A 19,590-nucleotide genomic window follows, 5' to 3' on the forward strand; every position below is an offset into this window, starting at 1 on the left:
ACCGGTGGCCGACAGTCTTCGCCGGTCATGCCACGATCATGTTCTCTGCTGCTCGCCGCCCTCGTCGGCCTCCTCGCTGTCCTGGGTCTCTCCGCCCCGGCGTCAGCCCACGGCTTCACCACGGTCATCTACGTCGACGCCACCTCGCCGGCACCCGGCCAGGTCCAGGTGAGGCTCGGGCTCGAGTACGACCTCCTCCTGGTCTCGGTCGCCGACACACAGCAGGACGACCCCTTCTACCGCGAGGGCCAGCCGGCCTGGGACGACGGCGACTTCGCCGCCATGACGAAGGCCGTCACGGAGCACCGCGCCGCGGTCGAGAGCTACATCGCGGATCGGCTGGGGGTGGACTACGCCGGCGCCTCCTGCGCACCGAGGCTCGAGTCCGACGTCTCGGTGAGGATGAACCCCGAGCAGTCCGTGCCGTACGCGAACGTCGTCGTCGACTACGCGTGCCCGGGCGATGCGAACGCCGACGTGCTCCGCACCGGACACGTGATCTCCTCGACGCTCTTCGGGGATGAGGAGGGCTACGTCAAGGGCGCGAAGTCGATCGTCACGTACGACCTCGACGATCGCACCGGGACCGCCGGACTCGACAGCGAGCACCCGTCGTTCTCGACCAAGCAGAGCTGGCAGCAGCGGTTCGGAGAGTTCTGGCGCCTCGGCGCCGAGCACCTGCTGAAGGGCCTCGACCATCTGCTGTTCCTGACAGCGCTGATCGTCGGGTCGCGCCGCCTGCGCGAGGTCGTGTTGGCGGCCACCACGTTCACCCTGGCCCACTCGACCACCCTGATCCTGGCCGCCTTCGGCCTCGTCCACGGCTCGGCCGACGTGATCGAGCCGCTCATCGCGCTGTCGATCGCAGCCACCGCCGGCTGGTACCTGTGGCGGGTCTGGCGCCGCGGCGAGCATGCCGCCGACCTCGACGTCGCCGGCCGCAGCCACTTCGCGCTGGACCGTGCGGGCTGGGCCCGCCTCGCCGTGGTCTTCGGATTCGGCCTGGTCCACGGGATGGGCTTCGCCGGCGCACTCGGCATCGATCACGCCTGGTCATGGCAGCTGCTCTGGTCGCTGCTGATCTTCAACATCGGCATCGAGTCGGTCCAGATCGGGCTGATCGTCGCGATCTTCCCGGTGCTGATGCTGCTGCGCCACCGTGCCCCGCGGACTGCCCTGTGGGTCTCGGCCGGCATCGCCCTCGTCGTCGCGATCGTCGGGCTGGTGTGGTTCGGCCAGCGGGTCTTCGGCTTCGAGCTGATCGGCGAGGGCGCCTGATTCATCTGATGCATGCAAAGTGATCCGCTGCCCGACCCCGCCCCACGACCAGGTATTTGCCAGGGATTTACCAGGCATCGTCAGAGTTCGGACGTTCGGCTTCACCACTGATTCCCTTGGAAGAGGAACCCTATGAAGTTCACCAACTCGTCCCGCGCGCGTCGCGCGGTGGCGCTGGGTGCCGGCTCGCTGACGGCCCTCGCCGGCCTTACGGTCTACGGCGCCACCAGCGCCCACGCCGCCGATGACAAGCCGATCGACATCGTCCTCGGCGTCGGGTCGAACCAGAGCGAGAAGATCGTCCACTGGTACACCCACGCCAGTGCTCAGCAGTCGGTCCAGATCTCCGAGGGCGCGACGTTCAACGCCGCGACGGCCAAGACGGTCGTCGCGACCTCGGCTCCGAACTCGGTCCGCGACTCGGAGACCGACAGCGCGGCCAAGAAGGACGACGGCTCCGCCGAGACCCTGACCGGGCAGACGGGCTTCTACAACGCCCACGTCGCCCTGCACGACCTCAAGCCCGGGGCGACCTACAGCTACCGCGTCGGCTCCTCCGATGGCAGCGCCTGGTCGGCGCCGTACACCTTCTCCACCGGTACCGCGGACCAGAACTCCTTCACCTTCGCCGCGTTCGGCGACCCGCAGATCGGCTCCTCCGGCTACACGCACCTCGACGGCCGCGGCTGGGCCACGACCCTCGACTACATCGCGAAGAACGCGCCGCAGACCGAGCTCCTGGTCTCCACCGGCGACCAGGTCGAGCACGCCAACAACGAGTACGACTGGTCCAACTGGGCCGACCCGGACAACTCGGCCGCGGGTGACGGCAGCTCGATCAGCCCCGTCCTCAAGCAGATCACCTACGCTCCGCAGATCGGCAACCACGAGGGCGCCTACAGCGACAACGTCAACGGCGTGTCCACCCCGTCGGGCCGCGCGTACAACCAGCACTTCACCGTCCCGAACGACGACCAGAACGCGCTCTTCACCCGCACCAGCGACGGCGGCACCACGGCCAACCGTCCGGGTGGCGACTACTGGTACACGTACAAGAACGTGCTGTTCATCGACGTCAACTCCAACGCGTACGCCGACCAGGTCGGTGGCAACGCCGACGCCGCGCACGCCGCGTACATCAAGGACGTCGTCGAGAAGCACGGCACCGGCACCAAGTGGCAGGTCGTCACGTTCCACCACGCGATCTACTCGCCGGCCGACCACGCCAACGACGCCGACAACAGCCAGCGCCGCAAGGACCTGACCTACACGATGTCCCAGGAGGGCATCGACCTGGTCATCCAGGGTCACGACCACGCCTACTCGCGCTCCTACGAGCTCAAGTCCAGCGCTGCGGGCACCGCTCCGAACAAGGCGAACACCGCCGAGCAGCCGGGCGCCGAGGCCGTCGTCACCGGCCCGGGCGGCGTGATCTACGTGACCGCCGACTCGGCGTCCGGCTCGAAGTACTACGACCTGACCACGCCGGACACCTCGAAGAACGGTGGCGACTACGGTCCGGACGCCCTGGCCGGCAAGAACGACGCCAACCAGACCCGGCACTGGGCCAACTCGGTCGAGAGCCAGACCTACACCCCGACGTTCGTCCAGGTGACGGTCACCGGCGACAAGCTCGCCGTGAAGAACATCGCCTCCCAGGACTGGGACGCGGACACCAACGCCGCCGTCAAGACCAAGAAGGCCGGCCAGCGGATCGACCCCTCGACGACCAAGGCCTACACCGACGACGTCCTCGCCGCGCTCGGTGACCAGCGCCCGGAGTTCGCTGCCGACCCGCACCACATGCAGACCGCCGGTGCGCTGTCCGACTCCTTCACCCTGGGCGGTGGCAACACCAACGCCTTCCCGGACTCGGGCGTCAAGACCATCGAGGTGCCGGGTGCGACCGTGACCGTCACCGCGCAGCCGACGGCGGTCCCGACCGCGACCGTCACCGTGACGGCTCCGCCCGTCCCGGCCCCGACGGTGACGGTCACGTCCACGGTGACCAAGACCGTGATCACCGAGAAGCAGGTCGAGAAGAAGATCACCCAGCTGACCAAGCAGATCAAGAAGGCCAAGGGCGCCAAGAAGGCGAGCCTGAAGGCCCAGCTGGCCGCGTACCAGCAGATCCGCAGCCAGTTCTGAGATGAGTCCTGTGGCTGGCCCTGAGCGATCAGGGCCGGCCACAGGTCATTCATAGCCAGGTTCTTTCATGGCAGCCTTCACCCGCCGTACGTAAAACCTCGGCCCATCGTTCGGGCCCGTCCGCCACAGTCAGCCCCGCCTCCCGATGCGCGGGTGGGCGGACAGGAGTACGGGATGGGGTTCGCCGCTCGGGGCGCGACCGCGCGGACGGTCGGCGTCGGTGCGCTCGTCGCCGCGCTCGGAGTGGGTGTCCTCTCGGCTGCCGCCGCCGACGAGGCGTCGGGCGTCGCCGGATCGCCGGTCGACGTCGGCCAGGCCGCCTGCGGCAACGGCTGGACGGGCGGGAGCGCGGGCCCGTTGACGTTCGCCCTGAGCAACTCCGCGGCCCTCGTCCAGGAGGTCCAGATCCAGGATGTCGCGTCCCGACGGATCTTCGTCGATGTCGAGGACCTCGGCGTCGGTGCTGCCCGATCGGTCACGCTCGCGCTTCCGGCCGGCACGTACCGGTTCCTCTGCATGGGTGGGGCGGACGGACGTGCCTTCGCCGGACCGTCCTGGACCCTCACCGGTGACTACCGGGGCGCCACGACGCCCGGCGTGCTGCCGGCCTCCGAGCTCGACTTCATCAAGCCCGTCGACGCGTACAGCGCCTGGACGGCCGGGCAGCTGAGCCGCTTGCGGGGCGATGTCTCCGCGCTCACGACCGCGCTGCGCCGTGGCCACCTGCTCGCCGCCCGGCACGCCTGGATGAGGGCGCAGCGGCAGTACCTCCTGCTCGGCGCCGCGTACGACGCCTTCGGCGACCTCGGCGACGCCATCGACTCTCCGGTCACGCCAGGAGTCGCACCGCTCACCGATCCGCACCTGACAGGGCTCCCGAAGCTCGAGGCGGTGCTCTGGCACGCGAAGCCGGTCCCGGCCGGCCCGCGGAGCCGGGCGGCGAAGCGCGCGCGAGCCCGCGTCACGGCGTACCTGCGCCAGAGCGCCGTCCCGGTCGCCCGCCGGCTCCTCGCGGACGTGACGAAGGTGGCGGCGACCTTCGACAATCCGGTGCAGCCCTCGAACACCGACATGGGGCTGCGCAGCCACGAGATCCTCGAGGACGCGTTGCGGTTCGAGCTCACGGGTCGCGACGACGCCGGAGCGCACCTGACGCTCTTCGACGTCGATGCCATGGTCGACGCGACCCGCGACGTCATCGCCCCGTTGCGTGACCTGCTGGCCGAGCGCGACCCCGACCTCGCGGTGACGGACGCCTGGCTGGACCGGCTCGCGAGGTACGTCGACACCTTCCACCGCGCCGGGACCGACACCTGGACGCCCTACGGGCGCCTGTCCATCGCACAGCAGCGGCGACTGGAGTCGATCCTGAGTCAGACCGTGGAGTACCTCTCCGAGATCGCGGTCGTGCTCGACCCGGTGCAGGCAGGCCCGGCATGAGACCCCGCTCCTTCGACGTCAGCCGGCGCGGCCTGTTCGGCAGTGCCGTCGCCGCGGCCGCCCTCGGCGGCGGCGCGGTCGCCGCCTTCGCAGGCGAGGCGCACGCCGCGGCCGGTGGCGACGCGACCTCCGCCGGACCGGCCGACACGGTCTACCCGTTCGAGGGCGCTCATCAGCAGGGCATCGTGACGCCGTCCCAGGCCGCAGCCGCCTATCTCGCCCTCGACGTCGAGGCGGCCGACGGTGCGGAGCTCGTCGCGATGTTCAAGGCGCTGACGACCGCCGCGCGCTGGCTCACCGCTGGCGGCGTCGCACCGGACGTGGGCATGACCGGGACGTCGCTGGACAACGGTGTGCTCGGCGGCCCGTCGGTCCCGGCCGACGGGCTCACCATCACGGTCAGCGTCGGCGCCAGCCTCTTCGACCACCGGTACGGCCTCGCTGCCAAGAGGCCGCACCGTCTGGTCATGATGCCGGCCTTCGCCGACGACCTGCTCGACCGCTCGATCTGCGACGGTGACCTGCTCATCCAGGTCTGCGCCGACCACCAGGACACCGTCAACCGCGCGCTGCGCGTCCTGCTGCGCGAGACCCGTGGATCCCTCGCGGCGCGCTGGCGCCAGGACGGCTTCGTCTCGCCCTCCCGCCCCGATGGCGCTCCCCGCAACCTGCTGGGCTTCAAGGACGGCACGGCCAACAGCGCCGTGGCGGGGCACGAGGAGGAGCTCGTGTGGACCCACGCAGGCGGCTCGGAGCCGGCCTGGGTCGAGGGCGGCTCGTACCACGTCGTACGCAAGATCAGGATGCTCGTCGAGTTCTGGGACCGCGTCTCGGTGCGCGAGCAGAACACGCTGATCGGCCGGGACAAGGCGTCCGGGGCGCCCCTGACCGGCACCGAGGAGAGCGACGCCCCCGACTTCAACACGGAGTACAAGGGCGAGGCGATCGCGCTCGGCGCCCACATCCGGCTGGCGGCCGACTCGGGCCGCTCCGCGACCACCGGCCAGCGTATGCTCCGCCGCGGCTACAACTACGACGCCGGGATGGACGTGAACGGCAACCTCGACATGGGGCTGCTCTTCACGACGTTCAACCAGGACCTGGAGCGACAGTTCGCCACGGTCCAGCGCCGACTCGAGGGGGAGTCGCTCGCCGACTACATCCTCCCGGTGGGCGGCGGCTACTTCTTCGCCCTCCCCGGCGTCCGGGGGAGCGACGACTGGCTTGGTCGGGGGATGTTCGCCTGAGGGCCGGGCTGCCACCCGACCCCCAGGCCTTCCGGTCATCGATATGGGACACCTACAACCGAAAGGCTCATTCTAGTGAGGAACAAGAAGTCGGCTCGCCTGCGTGTAGCGGCGAGCGCAGGCGTCGCGGCCGCGACCGTGGTCGGCGGCTCGCTGGCCTTCAGCGCCCCCGAAACGCACGCCGCTGGCCTCCCGTCCGTCTCGGGCGGCAAGATCCAGCACGTCGTGGTCCTCTTCGACGAGAACATCTCGTTCGACCACTACTTCGGCACCTACCCCTACGCCGCCAACACCGGCGGTCCGTCGTTCACCGCCAAGGCCGGCACGGCCGGTCTGCCGGACTCCTCGCAGACGATCACCAACTTCACCGGCGCCAACTCGGGCCTGCTCGGCATGGCCGGGACGTCCGTGACCAACACGGTCGTCCCGGGCGCGAAGGGCAAGCCGGGGGTGAACCCGAACACGGTCGCGCCCTACCGCCTCGGCTACGACCAGGCCTGGACCTGCTCCCAGGGCCACGGCTACGCCGCCGAGCAGAAGGCCGTCCTCGGCTCCGCCACCCAGGCTCCGGGCGCCATGGACCGCTTCGTCGAGAACACCTCCTCGAACGCCGCCTGCGCGAACACCGCGGCGACGGCCCCTGCCGGCAACTCGGAGTTCGGCCGCAACGGCCTGTCGATGTCCTACACCGACGGCAACGTGGTCACCGGGCTGTGGAACTACGCCCAGAGCTACGCGATGAGCGACAACTCCTGGGCCAACAACTTCGGCCCCTCCACGGTCGGGGCGGCCAACATCGCCGGTGGCTCGACCGCCGGCGCCAAGCTGTACTACCCGGTCGGCACCGTCATCGACACGATCACCGGCTACCCGTACAACAAGTACGCCAACGGTGGCACCGACGCGACCCCGAACGCCGACGCCACCGTCACCGTCGACGCGACCAACTGGCAGAGCTACCCGCTCAAGGCGAACAACGCCGGCGACGCCACGGCCACGGCCCCGGTCATCGCCGCCACGAGCGTCACCAAGGACGCCTCCGGCAACGTCACCGACGTCACCGCGAAGCAGCCGAACGCCGCCGGCACGGTCGACGGCCTCAGGTGGATCGACGCGAGCGACCACAGCAAGGGGGTCGTCGGCTCGATCACCGGCGACCCGACGCCCGCGGGCGACATCTGCCCGGACAACGGCATCGGCGTCCAGCTTCAGGGCCAGAGCGTGGGCGACCTGCTGACCGCGCAGGGCAAGACGTGGGGCTCCTTCATGGGCGGCTTCCACGACCCGAGCCTCCCTGCCGCCACGGACGCCGCCTCCAGCAGCGCCATCTGCAGCTTCGGCAAGACCCGCACCACCAACCCGGACGGCGGCCTGCTCAGCGTCGTCAACACCTCGGGTGACTACAACTCGCACCACGCGCCGTTCCAGTACTACAAGTCGACGTCGAACCCGACCCACGTCGCCCCGACCGGCGGTGCCGAGATCGGCAAGGACGGCGCCGCCAAGCACGAGTACGACCTGTCGTGGTTCTACAAGGCGGTCAACAACCAGGACGGCGCGTCGCTCCCGGACGTCTCCTACCTGCGCCCGATCCGCGCCGAGGACGCGCACGGCGGCAACTCGGACCCGCTCGACGAGCAGCACTTCCTGGTCCGCACCGTCAACGCGATCGAGAAGTCCTCGTACTGGAAGAACACCGCGATCGTGATCGCGTACGACGACTCGGACGGCTTCTACGACCAGGTCGCCCCGAAGATCCTGAACGGCTCGGCGGACACGGCCACCAGCCAGAACACCGCCATCTGCACCACGCCGGCCAACACCGGCGCGACCATGGACGACGGCGGCTGGGCCGACCGCTGCGGACCGTCGCAGCGTCTGCCGCTCCTGGTCATCTCGCCGTACGCCAAGACGAACTTCGTCGACCACACGCTCTCAGCACAGTCGTCGGTGGTGAGCTTCATCGAGGACAACTTCCTCGGCGGCGCCCGCGTCGACGACAACCAGACCGGTCTCGCGGCCAGTGCGTCGTTCGACAAGTACTCGCAGTACAGCGACCTGAAGGAGCTCTTCGACTTCAACGCCGCTCCGCACCTGGCGCCGGTCCTGCTGAACACCGACGGCACCGTCCAGCGTGCCGCCACGCCTCCGAGCCAGCCGAACGCCGCCCTCAAGGCCGCGCAGGCGAAGCTGAAGGCCGACCAGGCCAAGCTGAAGGCCGCCAAGAAGGCCCTCAAGAAGGCCAAGGGTCACAAGAAGGCGATCTGGAAGAAGAAGGTCGCCAAGCTGACCAAGGCGGTCAAGAGGGACCTGGCCGCCGTCAAGGCTGCTGCCTGATCCGACCCGCGGCACCCGCTCGAGCAGCGGCCCCGGAGCGCGAGCTCGGGGGCCGCTGTCGCGTTTCGTCCGCCGTTGCGTACCGATGGGAGAATGGATCGGTGAGCGAGCAGAGCGACGTCCTGGACACCACCCCGGACGAGACCCCGGACGAGGCGGCCATGCGTGGCCGTGCGATCCCGCTGGTCCTGACCCCGCCGAAGGGTCGCGGCAAGCCGCCGCGCCACCTCGCGGACCTGTCGCTCGCCGAGCGGCTCGAGGCAGCCAAGGAGCTCGGGCTGCCGGGGTTCCGCGCCAAGCAGCTCTCGGTGCACTACTTCGAGCGGCTGGTCCACGACCCCGCCGAGATGACCGACCTGCCGGCCAAGCAGCGCGAGGAGCTGGTCAGCGGCTTCCTGCCGGAGCTCATGACGCCGATCAAGGTGCAGAGCGCCGACAAGGGCACCACCGTCAAGACGCTCTGGAAGCTCTTCGACGGCGCGCTCGTCGAGTCGGTGCTGATGCGCTACAAGGACCGTGCCACCGTCTGCATCTCCTCGCAGGCCGGCTGCGGCATGGCCTGCCCGTTCTGCGCCACCGGCCAGGGCGGCCTCACCCGCAACATGTCGACCGCCGAGATCGTCCATCAGGTCGTCGTCGCGGCCCGCGCGATGGCGTCCGGCGAGGTCGCCGGCGGCCCCGGCCGGCTCTCCAACGTGGTCTTCATGGGGATGGGCGAGCCGCTGCACGCCTATGCGGCCACGGTCGGCGCCGTACGGCGTCTCGTCGATCCGGCACCCGACGGGCTCGGCCTCTCGGCCCGGCACGTCACCGTCTCCACGGTCGGCCTGGTCCCGCGGATCCGCCAGCTCGCCGACGAGGGCATCCCCGTCACCCTGGCACTCTCGCTGCACGCCCCCGACGACGAGCTGCGCAACGACCTCGTCCCGATCAACACCCGCTTCTCGGTCGCCGAGACCGTGGACGCGGCCTACTACTACTTCGAGAAGACCGGCCGCCGGGTCTCGATCGAGTACGCGCTGATGCGTGACATCAACGACCAGGCCTGGCGCGCCGACCTGCTCGCCGACGTCCTCTCGGCCGAGGGCCGCGGCACCGGCTGGGTGCACGTGAACCCGATCCCGCTCAACGAGGTCAAGGGCTCCAAGTTCACCCGATCGCGCGAGGAGGACATGGACGAGTTCGTCCGTCGCCTCGAGCGCAAGGGCATCGCCGCCACCCTGCGCGACACACGCGGCTCCGAGATCGACGCCGCCTGCGGCCAGCTCGCCGCCTCCGAGTAGTCACGGTCCCGCCCGGCCACGGTGCGCGGCACTCCTCGTTCGGCAACCCCGAGGTCTGAGCCTGCGACCCGTTCGGCGACCGGGGTCGATGTCCCCACGGGTCTGACGTCCGCGTCGGGGTGTGCTTTCCGCTACCGGAGCGGGAGACTCGCAGGGTGAGCATCCTGGTGCGGTCCGTGCTGATCGGCACGGCGCTCTTCGGCGCGGCCGGGGCCGTCATCGGCCTGGTGCTCGGGCTGCGCGCGTACGTGCCCACGGCATGGGCCGCGGTCATCGAGGTCGGTCTCCCGGCCGCCCTCCTCGGGGCGCTCCTCGGCCTGATCGCAGGCGGGATCGCCACCCTCGCGCGCCGTGGCAGGTGAACGCTCCGGTCGCAACGGCCACAGGACATTCACCGGCTCGCCACCTACGCATCAGTAGCAGGTCGGACGCGGCGGCCACCGTCGAGACATGACCGTGACCGAGCTGCCCGTCCACCGGACCGCCGCCAGGACCGCCACCGGCGGACGACCCGATCGTCTCCGGGTCCTGGTGGTGAGCGAGTCCTTCCTCCCGCAGATCAACGGCGTCACCAACTCCGTACGTCGCGTCCTGGAGCACCTGGCCGCCGAGGGCCACGAGGCCGAGCTGGTCGCTCCGACAGGGCCCGCCACGTACGCCGGCTTCAAGGTCACCCGCGCCCGCGGCGCGAGCCTCCCGTTCTACAAGGACTTCCGCATCGGTCTGGAGACCCGCCGCCGGCTGCGCGGCGTGATGCAGCGCTTCCGTCCCGACGTCATCCACATCGCCTCGCCCGCGACGCTGGGCTACCAGGCCGCCAAGGTCGCCGCCGAGCTCGGCGTCCCGTCGGTCGCGATCTACCAGACCGACATGGTGGGCTTCGCCCAGCGCTACGAGGCCCGGTACGGGATCCCCGGCGGCTCGCGCGCGATGGCCGCCCTGACCCGCAAGATCCACCTCAAGGTCGACCGCACCCTCGCCCCGAGCACCGCCAGCCTCACCCAGCTCGACCAGCTCGGGGTGCCCCGGACGGTGCTGTGGCCGCGCGGCGTGGACGTCGAGTCCTTCCACCCCTCCCGGGTCGACCACGACCTGCGTGCCCGGCTGGCGCCCGACGGCCGCCTGATCGTCGGCTACGTGGGTCGCCTGGCTGCGGAGAAGGAGCTGCCGCTCCTCACGCACCTGGCCAACGACGACCGCTACGCGCTGGTCATCGTCGGAGCGGGCCCCGAGGAGCAGCGCCTGCGGGCGCTGCTCCCGGGGGCGCAGTTCCTCGGCCTGCTGCGCGGCGCCGAGCTCGGTGCCGCGTACGCCAGCCTCGACGTGTTCGTCCACACCGGCCGGCACGAGACCTTCTGCCAGTCCGCGCAGGAGGCCCTCGCCTCCGGTGTGCCGGTGGTGGCACCCCGCTCGGGCGGTCCCGTCGACATCGTCGACGACGGCGTGACGGGTCTGCTCTACCGCCCCGGCGACGGGGAGGACCTGCGCCGCAGCGTCGACTACCTCGCCGGCGACGCCGTGCTGCGCCGCACCATGGGCCGCTCCGCGCGGGTGGCGGTCCAGGGTCGCTCGTGGCAGTCGATCAACGATCGCCTCCTGGACCACTACCACGAGGTGATCGACGACCGCCTCGGCAGGTTCCGGGTCGCCGGAGCGGCCTGACCCGGGCCCGCTCGGTCAGGCGCGCCGGCCCGGCCCGATCAGGGCGGCCACCTCGTCCACCGTGTCGACGAGGTGGATGTGTGCCTCCATCGGGCGTCCGGCGGCGAGCCGCCTCAGCAGTGGCCACGCCGGGACCTCGGCGGTCCAGTAGTCGCGTCCGACCAGGATCATCGGCGCGACCCGATCCGGCGTGGCGTAGTAGTTCTCGCAGGCATCCTGGAAGACCTCCTGGACGGTGCCGGCCGCACCCGGCAGGAAGACCACGCCCGCGTCGCAGATCTCAAGCAGGATCGCCTCGCGGGTGGCGTTGCGGAAGTACTTCGCGACCACGTCGCAGAAGACGTTCGGCGGCTCGTGGCCGTAGAACCACGTCGGGATCCCGAGCGAGGTCGCGCGGGGGCGATCCTCGTCGTAGCCGGCCCGGACGGTCAGGGCGCAGACCATCCAGTCCTGGATCGACGGGGTGAAGCCGGGCACCATCGCCAGCTCCTCGACCGCGGTGTGCAGCACGTCGGGGGAGTAGGACGCCAGCCAGGCGCCCAGGTTGGCCGCCTCCATCGCGCCCGGTCCGCCGCCGGTCGCGACCACGTGGTCGCGCCCCAGGGTGTGACCGAGCCGCGCGGCGTCGAGGTACGACGGGTCGCCGCGTCGGGCCGCGTGGCCGCCCATCACCCCGACCATGTGCCGCCCGACGATCCAGGCGTCGAGCGCCTCGTCGATGCCGAAGTCGTGCAGCGCCCGGATCCGGGCACGATCGCGGGTGTGGGGCTCGCGCGACCAGGAGTAGGCGCGGGCGTCGAGGGAGTGCGCGTACGCGGCGGTGTCGTAGAGGTCGGCGGGTGAGTAGAGGGTGGTCCGCTCGGGGTCGACCGGCGCTTCGGGCACGGGTCGCGCGACCGGCACGGGACGGAGGCGGACGGGTCGACGCGTGGTCACGTCGCCGAGGGTATGCGACGTGAGCGAGCCCGCCGAGCCTGCTCGTGCCCGAGCGAACAGGCAATGTGCGCGCAGCGCACGAATCGGGGGACTACCGTCTGCACGTGAGATCGCTGCGCCGGACCGCCATCGCCGCCCTCGTGCTCGCCCTGCTCGCCGGCACCGGGACCGCCGCGGCGCATGCCGGGGTAGCGGACGGCGGCGACGCGTACTTCCCCGAGGACGGCAACCGCGGCATCGACGTGCAGAGCTACCGGATCGCCGACGCGTACGACTTCGGCACCGGCGAGCTCAGCGGGACCACATCGATGACGGTGCGCGCGACCGACGCACTGAGCGTCTTCGATCTCGACCTCCTGCTGCCCGTGTCGGCGGTGGCGGTCGACGGCGAGCCCGCGACCTTCGCGCGGCCGGACAGGCATGAGCTGCGCATCACGCCGGCGCACCCGATCGCGCGCGGCGCCACCTTCACGGTCGCGGTGACCTACGCCGGCCAGCCGGGCAAACAGTGCTGGCACGGCGAGTGCGACTGGCTCGCCGACGGCGACGAGGTCACCACCATGAACGAGCCGCACATGGCGGCCTGGTGGTTCGCGGCCAACGACACCCCGGCCGACGCCGCCACGATGGACATCAGCGTGACCGTCCCCGCGGGCAAGACCGTGATCGCCAACGGCCGCCAGGTCAGCCGTACGGTCCACGGGGCGCTGGCCACCACCCGCTGGGTCGCGCGCGACCCGATGGCGCCCTACCTCGCGTTCTTCACCGCCGGCGACTACCGCGTCGAGCAGGGCATCAGCCACGGCCTGCCCTGGCTGGTCGGGGTCTCGAACCGTCTTCCCGCCGGCGAGCGGGCCGCCGCGATGCGGCTGATGCGCAAGACGCCCGCCATCGCGCACTGGCTCGCCAAGCGGCTCGGGCCGTACCCCTTCGAGAGCGTCGGGGGCGTCACCACGTCCTTCGACCCCGGCTTCGCGCTGGAGAACCAGACCCGCCCCACCTATCCCGTGCTGTTCGCGCAGCGCACGACCACGGTCGTGCACGAGATCGCGCACCAGTGGTTCGGCGACTCGGTGCGGCTCGCACGCTGGCGCGACGTGTGGCTCAACGAGGGCTTCGGGACGTTCATGGAGTGGTTCTGGGCCGAGCGGCACGGCGGGCCCACCGCGAGCGAGGTTCTGCACAGCGAGTACGCCCGGACGCTCGCGCCGTTCTGGTCGACGCGGGTGGCCGCACCGGGGGCGCGCGGCCTGTGGACCCGGCAGGTGTACCAGCGCGGCGGGCTGACGCTCGCGGCGCTCCGCATCCGCGTCGGCGACCGGGACTTCTGGCGGATCATGCGGGGCTGGGCGCGCACCCACGCGGGCCTGGCGGTCACGACGGCGGAGTTCGAGCGCTACGCGGCGCGCGTCTCCGGCGAGGATCTCGACGGCTTCTTCCGTGCCTGGCTGCACACCCCGCACCGCCCCGCCCGGACGGCGGCCAACGGCCTGGTGGGGTGAGATCAGCCCGGGACGCCGAAGTTGTACGTCTGCTTCTGCAGCTTGAGGTACATGAACGTCTCGGTGCCGGCCACACCCGGGACCGCGCGGATCGTGCCCGAGATCAGGCTGAGCAGGTGCTCGTCGGACTCGGCGACGATCTCGGCGAGCAGGTCGTAGGAGCCGGCGGTGAAGACGACGTAGTCCACCTCGTCGATCGCCGCGATCGCCTCCGCGACGGGCTCGATCGGACCGTCGACGGTGATGCCGATCATGGCCTGCCGGGCGAAGCCGAGCTGGAGCGGGTCGGTCACGGCGACCACCTGCATCACGCCGCTGTCGATCAGTCGCTGCACCCGCTGGCGCACGGCGGCCTCGGACAGGCCGACCTCCTTGCCGATCGCGGCGTACGAGCGCCGGCCGTCCTGCTGGAGCTGCTCGATGATGGCCTTGCTGACCTCGTCGAGGCCGACGCCGCCCCCCGATCCCGCGCGCTTTCGAGTCATGTCGCACAGAGTACGGTTTTCGTTGTCCCGGCTCCACCAAACTGCGGAGTCCGTTGTTACAGCCCTAAAATATTGCGAAGGTTATTGTGATCGGGTACACGATCGTGCAACGATCCAGCGCCCCTCCCTCGTACGTTCAGGAGCTCACGTGGTCGCACCACCGCCACCCCCTCGGTCCGGTCTCCGACTCGGCCGGCGCACGCTGCTGAAGGGTGCCGGCGGGGTCGCTTTCGCCGGGGCGAGCCTCGCGGTGCTGCCGTTCTTCGGCACGCCGGACCGGCGTCAGGACCCGACGACGTGTCGGGCGACGGACCTGTCGAAGACCGATCGCAGGCTGACGATCAGCAACTGGCCGGTCTACATCGACGAGGACGACCCGAAGTCGGGCTACGTCTCGACGCTGACCCGCTTCGAGAAGCACTTCGGCGTGACGGTCGACTACCGCACCGACATCAGCGACAACGTCAGCTTCTTCCCGAAGGTGGTCAACCAACTCGGCTCGTGCGCCCCGACCGGCCGCGACATGTTCGTGCTCACCGACTGGATGGCCGCCCGGATGGTGAACATGGGCTGGATCCAGCCGATGGACCCGAGCCGCGTCCCGAACCTGCACGCCAACATCATCAGCTCGCTGCGCTCGCCCGACTGGGACCCGGAGCGGAAGTTCTCCGCCCCCTGGCAGGCCGGCTTCACCGGCCTGGCGTACAACACCGACTACCTCGACGACCCGCCGAAGTCGATCATCGAGATGCTCACCCGGCCCGATCTCAAGGGCAAGGTCAGCGTGCTCACCGAGATGCGCGACACGATGGGCCTGATCCTGCTCGACCTGGGCTTCGACCCGGATCACTTCACCCAGGCGCAGTGGACCAAGGCCCTCGCCGTGCTGACCAAGGCGAAGAACAGCGGCCAGATCCGCGCCTTCACCGGCAACGAGTACCTCGACGGCCTGGCCGGCGGCGACCTGCTGGTCTCGGTCGCCTGGTCGGGCGACATCGCCGCCGCCCCGAAGCGCGAGCACGTGAAGTTCATCGTCCCCGAGCACGGTCTGATGATCTGGTCGGACAACATGCTCATCCCGAACATGACGCACAAGCAGTCGCTCGCCGAGGACTGGGTCAACTGGTACTACGACCCGAAGATCGCGGCCTATCTCTCCGACTACAACTGGTACGTCAGCCCCGTCCAGGGAGCGCAGGAGCACATGCGCACGATCGACCCCGAGGCCGCGGACAACCCGCTGATCTTCCCGACCGCCGACTACCTCAAGCAGACGCACCAGTTCATGGCTCTGCAGGAGTACCAGATCCGTGACTATGAAGGAGCCTTCTCTGATGTCTCAGGCGTCTGAGCCCCGCGACCTCCGGCTCACCCAGCTGGAGAAGATCTATGCCAACGGCTTCACCGCCGTGCATCCGCTCGACCTGACGATCCCGCAGGGCAGCTTCTTCGCGCTCCTCGGCCCCTCGGGCTGCGGCAAGACCACGACGCTGCGGATGGTCGCCGGGCTCGAGGTCCCGACGGCCGGGTCGATCACGATCGGCGGCACCGAGATCACGTACGAGAAGCCCTATCGGCGGCCGGTCAACACCGTGTTCCAGAGCTACGCGCTCTTCCCGCACCTCTCCATCGCCGACAACGTCGCTTTCGGGCTGAAGCGGCGGGGCATCAAGGACACCGCCAAGACGGTGGCCGACATGCTGGAGCTGGTCGAGCTCACCGCCCAGGCGAGCAAGCGGCCCCAGCAGCTCTCCGGCGGTCAGCAGCAGCGCGTCGCGCTCGCTCGGGCCCTGATCAACCAGCCCGAGGTGCTGCTCCTCGACGAGCCGCTCGGCGCTCTCGACCTCAAGCTGCGCCGCGCGATGCAGCTCGAGCTCAAGCGGATCCAGACCGAGGTCGGCCTCACGTTCGTGCACGTCACGCACGACCAGGAGGAGGCGATGACGATGGCTGACACGATCGCGGTCATGAACGCCGGGCGGATCGAGCAGCTCGGCTCGCCGGCGGATCTGTACGACAACCCGGCCACCACCTTCGTCGCCAACTTCCTCGGCCAGTCCAACCTGATCGCCGGCAACGTCGTCGGCGAGGACACCCTGGCCGGCGCACCGGTGGTGACGGTGGACATGGAGGGCACGATCGTCTCCATCCCGAAGGAGCGCGCGCACGTCACCAGCGGCAAGGGCTGGGTCGGGATCCGGCCCGAGAAGGTCCTGGTCGCCCCGGCCGGCGAGCCGATCGACGCCCCGGGCAACCACTTCACCGGCGGCACCATCATCGACACCAGCTTCATCGGCGTCTCCACCCAGTACGTCCTGCGGACGGCCTGGGGCCAGGAGATCAGTGCCTTCGAGCAGAACACCGGCGCCCGCGGCGTCCTCGCCCCCGGCACCGCGGTCGACTTCACCTGGCGCCCGGAGTTCGCCTTCCTGCTCGACGCGAGTCAGGACGCGACGGCCGGCGTGGATCTCGGGGAGGAGTGATGCGCACGCGCCGCTGGCTCCCGTACGCGCTCTTCGCGCCCGCCGCACTGTGGCTGCTGCTGTTCTTCGTCGTCCCGTTCTACTCGCTGCTCGCCAACAGCCTCTTCGACCCGACCGGCGACAACCTCACCGGCTACGACGTCACCTTCCACTTCGGGAACTTCACCCACGTGCTGTCCAAGTACGGCCCGCACATCTGGCGCTCGTTCTGGTGGGCGACGATCTCGACCGCGCTGTGCCTCGTGCTCGGGTATGTGCTGGCGTACACGATCGCCTTCAAGGCCGGGCGCTGGAAGAACATCGTGCTGGTGCTCGTGGTGGCGCCGTTCTTCACCAGCTTCCTCATCCGTACGGCCGCGTGGAAGCTGATCCTGGCCGACCACGGCTGGCTGGTGCAGACGCTGCAGTCGTTGCACGTGATCAGCAGCGACGGACGGCTGCTGGCGACGCCGGTCGCGGCGATCGCTGGTCTCACGTACAACTTCCTGCCCTTCGCGATCCTCCCGCTCTACACCAGCATCGAGAAGCTCGATCGCGGTCTCCTCGAGGCCGCCGGCGACCTCTACGCCTCGCCGGCCAAGACGTTCCTGCGCGTCACCCTCCCGCTCACGATGCCCGGGATCGTCGGCGCGACGCTGCTGACGTTCATCCCGTCGGTCGGTGACTACATCAACGCGCAGCTGCTCGGCGGCACCACCGACCGGGTGGTCGGTCAGGACATCGAGAGCCTGTTCACCACGACCGGCGACTATGCGTCGGCCGGAGCGCTCTCGGTCATCCTGCTCGTCGTGATCCTGGTGATGACGATGTTCTACGTCCGCAAGGCCGGCACCGAGGAGCTGCTGTGAGCGACGGAGTCGAGCGACGAACGAGCGAGCTACCGAGCGAACGAAAGAGGCATCGATGAACTACCGCACCTCGCTGTTCGTGCCCGCGTCCTCCCGTGTGGAGGAGTGGGCCGACGACCCGGCGCCGCGGCGTCTCGTCGTCGGTGCCCGGATCGCCTGGGGGCTCGCCGCGTTCGGCGCGGTCGCGCTGGTCGTGCTGGCCGTGGCGATGACCGTCTACCGCTACCGGCACGACGAGACCGGCCTCAACTTCGCCGGGCCGCTGTACGCGCTGCTGATCCTGGTGGTCGTGGCCGCGGTCGGCTTCTCGCTCTACGCGATGCGCAGCGCCAACGAGACCGTACGGGGCAACACGGCCGCGTGGTCGCGGCTGGTCGGACTCGGCACCGCGGCCGCGGTCGCCTCGCTGATCGTGGCGTGGACGCTCTTCTCCCGGGGCGTCGCGACCGGCGGAGTGGTCGCGGTCGTGTGGGCCGTCCTCGTCCTGGCGCCGTTGTTCGTCATGTCCTCGGCGCCGGTCAACGCGTGGTTCCAGACCCGCTCGCCGTGGTACTCGGTCGGTCGCTGGATCCGCGAGAACCTCATCGCCTTCGCCGGCCTGCTGGTGATGGCCTACCTCTACATCCCCAACGCGGTCGTCGCCGCGATGAGCTTCAACGACGAGACCCAGAAGCGCACCGTCTACCAGTGGTACGGCTTCACCACCCACAACTGGACCAACGTCTGCCAGCCGCAGGGGATGTGCCACTCGGTCGAGATCAGCCTGCTCATCGGCGTGATCGCCACCGTCGTCGCCACCGCGATCGGCACCCTGGCCGCGTTCGCGCTCGGCCGCCACCGCTTCGCCGGCCGGACGTCGTCCAACGTCGTGATCTTCCTGCCGATGGCGACCCCGGAGATCGTGATGGGCTCCTCGCTGCTCGCGTTCTTCGTCGCGCTGCACATCGGCGGCCACCTCGGACGTACGACGATCGTGATCGCCCACGTGATGTTCTGTCTCTCGTACGTGATCACGACGGTGAAGGCGCGTCTCGCGGGCATGGACACGACGCTCGAGCAGGCCGCGATGGACCTCTACGCCGACGAGCGAACCACCTTCATGAAGGTGACGCTGCCGCTGGTCTTCCCGGGCATCCTGGCGGCCTCGCTCCTCGCCTTCAGCCTGTCGTTCGACGACTACATCATCACCAACCTCAACGCCGGTACGACGACCACCTTCCCGATGTACGTCTGGGGCGCGGCGCAGCGCGGACTGCCGATGCAGGTGAATGTGATCGGGACGTTCATGTTCGTCGTGGCGATCGTGTTGGTCGCGATGGGGGAGTTCCTCGGTCGGCGCCGCTCGCGCGGAGTCTGATCGCTGAGGGCGTGCCGGCCTGCCGGCCGGCACGCGCCTCGGGCAGGCGCCGCTCCGGCGCGCCCCGGCCGCCCGTCCGTCCCGCCGCGTGGCCGAAACCTCGGGTGCGCCGCATCAAGCGAGGCCATCGCCGGGTGGCCCCTAGAAGCGACGGCGGCGCAGGGTGACTGCTGTGAGGAGGACGAGGGCGGCCGGGACGGCGACGATGGCCGTGTCTGCGAGGGCGGGCGCGAGGCGCACGTGCGTCGGGTTCTCCCAGGGCGAGCCGAGACGCGCGTCGGTGTGCGGCGGCGGGTCCGACGCGCTCCGATCCTGGGAGATCCAGGTCAGGGGCAGGCCGAGCTCGACCTGGTGGCCGTTCGTGTGATCGACCGGGTCGGTCGAGACGAAGACCAGGGCGACGGTCGCCAGCACGCCGATGAGGATCGCGACCAGTGCGACGGCCCCACCGCGACGTCGAGGTGACCCGATCCGCTGCTCACGCACGCGGCGGACTCTACTCGTCGCGCTCCAGGATGCCCGCGGCGATCTCGGTGCCGACGCGGATGGCGCCGTCGACGTGTTGGAACCCGAGGCCGGCGACG

At 70.0% G+C, this 19,590-nt stretch carries 16 protein-coding genes; 13 read left to right on the plus strand and 3 right to left on the minus strand.

The window, feature by feature from the left end; all coding sequences use genetic code 11:
* The first annotated feature begins 27 nt into the window (after positions 1-27).
* The 8 genes from KSO98_RS16670 (at position 28) to KSO98_RS16705 (ending at position 11,395) form a co-directional block, all read left to right on the plus strand.
* Positions 28-1,278, plus strand: coding sequence for a HupE/UreJ family protein (locus KSO98_RS16670; protein ID WP_225286832.1), 1,251 nt, complete (start codon positions 28-30; stop codon positions 1,276-1,278).
* 132 nt (positions 1,279-1,410) lie between these two features.
* Positions 1,411-3,426 (plus strand): purple acid phosphatase family protein, encoded by a 2,016-nt coding sequence (locus KSO98_RS16675; protein ID WP_225286833.1) that lies wholly within the window; start codon positions 1,411-1,413, stop codon positions 3,424-3,426.
* A gap of 174 nt (positions 3,427-3,600) precedes the next feature.
* Positions 3,601-4,866 carry an EfeM/EfeO family lipoprotein gene (locus tag KSO98_RS16680; RefSeq protein ID WP_225286834.1) on the plus strand — a complete coding sequence of 422 codons (1,266 nt, stop codon included), beginning with the start codon at positions 3,601-3,603 and terminating at the stop codon, positions 4,864-4,866.
* A complete protein-coding gene (locus KSO98_RS16685) occupies positions 4,863-6,113 on the plus strand; it encodes a Dyp-type peroxidase (protein ID WP_225286835.1) in 1,251 nt (416 codons plus the stop codon). The genes KSO98_RS16680 and KSO98_RS16685 overlap by 4 nt, the downstream gene beginning before the upstream one ends.
* A gap of 75 nt (positions 6,114-6,188) precedes the next feature.
* Positions 6,189-8,450, plus strand: coding sequence for a phospholipase C (locus tag KSO98_RS16690; protein WP_225286836.1), 2,262 nt, complete (start codon positions 6,189-6,191; stop codon positions 8,448-8,450).
* Positions 8,451-8,611: 161 nt separating this feature from the next.
* Positions 8,612-9,733, plus strand: a complete 1,122-nt coding sequence (gene rlmN / locus KSO98_RS16695) for a dual-specificity RNA methyltransferase RlmN (RefSeq protein ID WP_225286852.1) — start codon at positions 8,612-8,614, stop codon at positions 9,731-9,733.
* A gap of 155 nt (positions 9,734-9,888) precedes the next feature.
* The gene (locus KSO98_RS16700; RefSeq protein WP_225286837.1) at positions 9,889-10,095 is read left to right on the plus strand and encodes a hypothetical protein; all 207 of its coding nucleotides are present in this window, start codon (positions 9,889-9,891) and stop codon (positions 10,093-10,095) included.
* A gap of 88 nt (positions 10,096-10,183) precedes the next feature.
* Positions 10,184-11,395: a glycosyltransferase family 4 protein gene (locus KSO98_RS16705; RefSeq protein ID WP_225286838.1), complete on the plus strand. Its 1,212-nt coding sequence runs from the start codon at positions 10,184-10,186 to the stop codon at positions 11,393-11,395.
* Between the two features lie 15 nt (positions 11,396-11,410).
* On the opposite strand, the gene KSO98_RS16710 is transcribed toward KSO98_RS16705, so the two are convergent.
* On the minus strand, positions 11,411-12,331 hold the full coding sequence (locus KSO98_RS16710) for an LOG family protein (RefSeq protein WP_225286839.1): 921 nt from the start codon (positions 12,329-12,331) through the stop codon (positions 11,411-11,413).
* Positions 12,332-12,435: 104 nt separating this feature from the next.
* Between KSO98_RS16710 and KSO98_RS16715 the strand changes: the two genes are divergently transcribed.
* Positions 12,436-13,833, plus strand: coding sequence for a M1 family metallopeptidase (locus KSO98_RS16715; RefSeq protein ID WP_225286840.1), 1,398 nt, complete (start codon positions 12,436-12,438; stop codon positions 13,831-13,833).
* 2 nt (positions 13,834-13,835) lie between these two features.
* On the opposite strand, the gene KSO98_RS16720 is transcribed toward KSO98_RS16715, so the two are convergent.
* A complete protein-coding gene (locus KSO98_RS16720) occupies positions 13,836-14,318 on the minus strand; it encodes an Lrp/AsnC family transcriptional regulator (RefSeq protein ID WP_225286842.1) in 483 nt (160 codons plus the stop codon).
* 148 nt (positions 14,319-14,466) lie between these two features.
* Here KSO98_RS16720 and KSO98_RS16725 point away from each other — a divergent pair, with 148 nt between their 5' ends.
* From KSO98_RS16725 to KSO98_RS16740, 4 genes are read left to right on the plus strand one after another with little or no spacing between them, the layout of a single operon-like run.
* Entirely contained in the window at positions 14,467-15,669 is a 1,203-nt protein-coding gene (locus tag KSO98_RS16725) for an ABC transporter substrate-binding protein (protein WP_225286843.1), read from the plus strand.
* Positions 15,653-16,801 carry an ABC transporter ATP-binding protein gene (locus KSO98_RS16730; RefSeq protein WP_225286844.1) on the plus strand — a complete coding sequence of 383 codons (1,149 nt, stop codon included), beginning with the start codon at positions 15,653-15,655 and terminating at the stop codon, positions 16,799-16,801. The genes KSO98_RS16725 and KSO98_RS16730 overlap by 17 nt, the downstream gene beginning before the upstream one ends.
* The gene (locus KSO98_RS16735; RefSeq protein ID WP_225286845.1) at positions 16,801-17,649 is read left to right on the plus strand and encodes an ABC transporter permease; all 849 of its coding nucleotides are present in this window, start codon (positions 16,801-16,803) and stop codon (positions 17,647-17,649) included. Before KSO98_RS16730 ends, KSO98_RS16735 begins: the two co-directional genes overlap by 1 nt.
* A 55-nt stretch (positions 17,650-17,704) precedes the next feature.
* The gene (locus tag KSO98_RS16740) at positions 17,705-19,006 is read left to right on the plus strand and encodes an ABC transporter permease (protein ID WP_225286846.1); all 1,302 of its coding nucleotides are present in this window, start codon (positions 17,705-17,707) and stop codon (positions 19,004-19,006) included.
* A gap of 141 nt (positions 19,007-19,147) precedes the next feature.
* Here KSO98_RS16740 and KSO98_RS16745 read toward each other — a convergent pair whose 3' ends face one another.
* Positions 19,148-19,492, minus strand: a complete 345-nt coding sequence (locus tag KSO98_RS16745; protein ID WP_225286847.1) for a hypothetical protein — start codon at positions 19,490-19,492, stop codon at positions 19,148-19,150.
* Positions 19,493-19,590 lie beyond the last annotated feature (98 nt).

Origin of the sequence: Nocardioides nematodiphilus (genome assembly GCF_020216525.1) — a bacterium.
Taxonomy (GTDB): Bacteria; Actinomycetota; Actinomycetes; order Propionibacteriales; family Nocardioidaceae; genus Nocardioides; species Nocardioides nematodiphilus.

Excerpts from the sequence above, each read along its gene's own strand:
- KSO98_RS16670 (WP_225286832.1), top strand. The coding sequence starts at position 28 with ATGCCACGATCATGTTCTCTGCTGCTCGCCGCCCTCGTCGGCCTCCTC.
- KSO98_RS16675 (WP_225286833.1), top strand. The coding sequence starts at position 1,411 with ATGAAGTTCACCAACTCGTCCCGCGCGCGTCGCGCGGTGGCGCTGGGT.
- KSO98_RS16680 (WP_225286834.1), top strand. The coding sequence starts at position 3,601 with ATGGGGTTCGCCGCTCGGGGCGCGACCGCGCGGACGGTCGGCGTCGGT.
- KSO98_RS16685 (WP_225286835.1), top strand. The coding sequence starts at position 4,863 with ATGAGACCCCGCTCCTTCGACGTCAGCCGGCGCGGCCTGTTCGGCAGT.
- rlmN (WP_225286852.1), top strand. The coding sequence starts at position 8,612 with ATGCGTGGCCGTGCGATCCCGCTGGTCCTGACCCCGCCGAAGGGTCGC.
- KSO98_RS16705 (WP_225286838.1), top strand. The coding sequence starts at position 10,184 with ATGACCGTGACCGAGCTGCCCGTCCACCGGACCGCCGCCAGGACCGCC.
- KSO98_RS16720 (WP_225286842.1), bottom strand. The coding sequence starts at position 14,318 with ATGACTCGAAAGCGCGCGGGATCGGGGGGCGGCGTCGGCCTCGACGAG.
- KSO98_RS16730 (WP_225286844.1), top strand. The coding sequence starts at position 15,653 with ATGTCTCAGGCGTCTGAGCCCCGCGACCTCCGGCTCACCCAGCTGGAG.
- KSO98_RS16735 (WP_225286845.1), top strand. The coding sequence starts at position 16,801 with ATGCGCACGCGCCGCTGGCTCCCGTACGCGCTCTTCGCGCCCGCCGCA.
- KSO98_RS16740 (WP_225286846.1), top strand. The coding sequence starts at position 17,705 with ATGAACTACCGCACCTCGCTGTTCGTGCCCGCGTCCTCCCGTGTGGAG.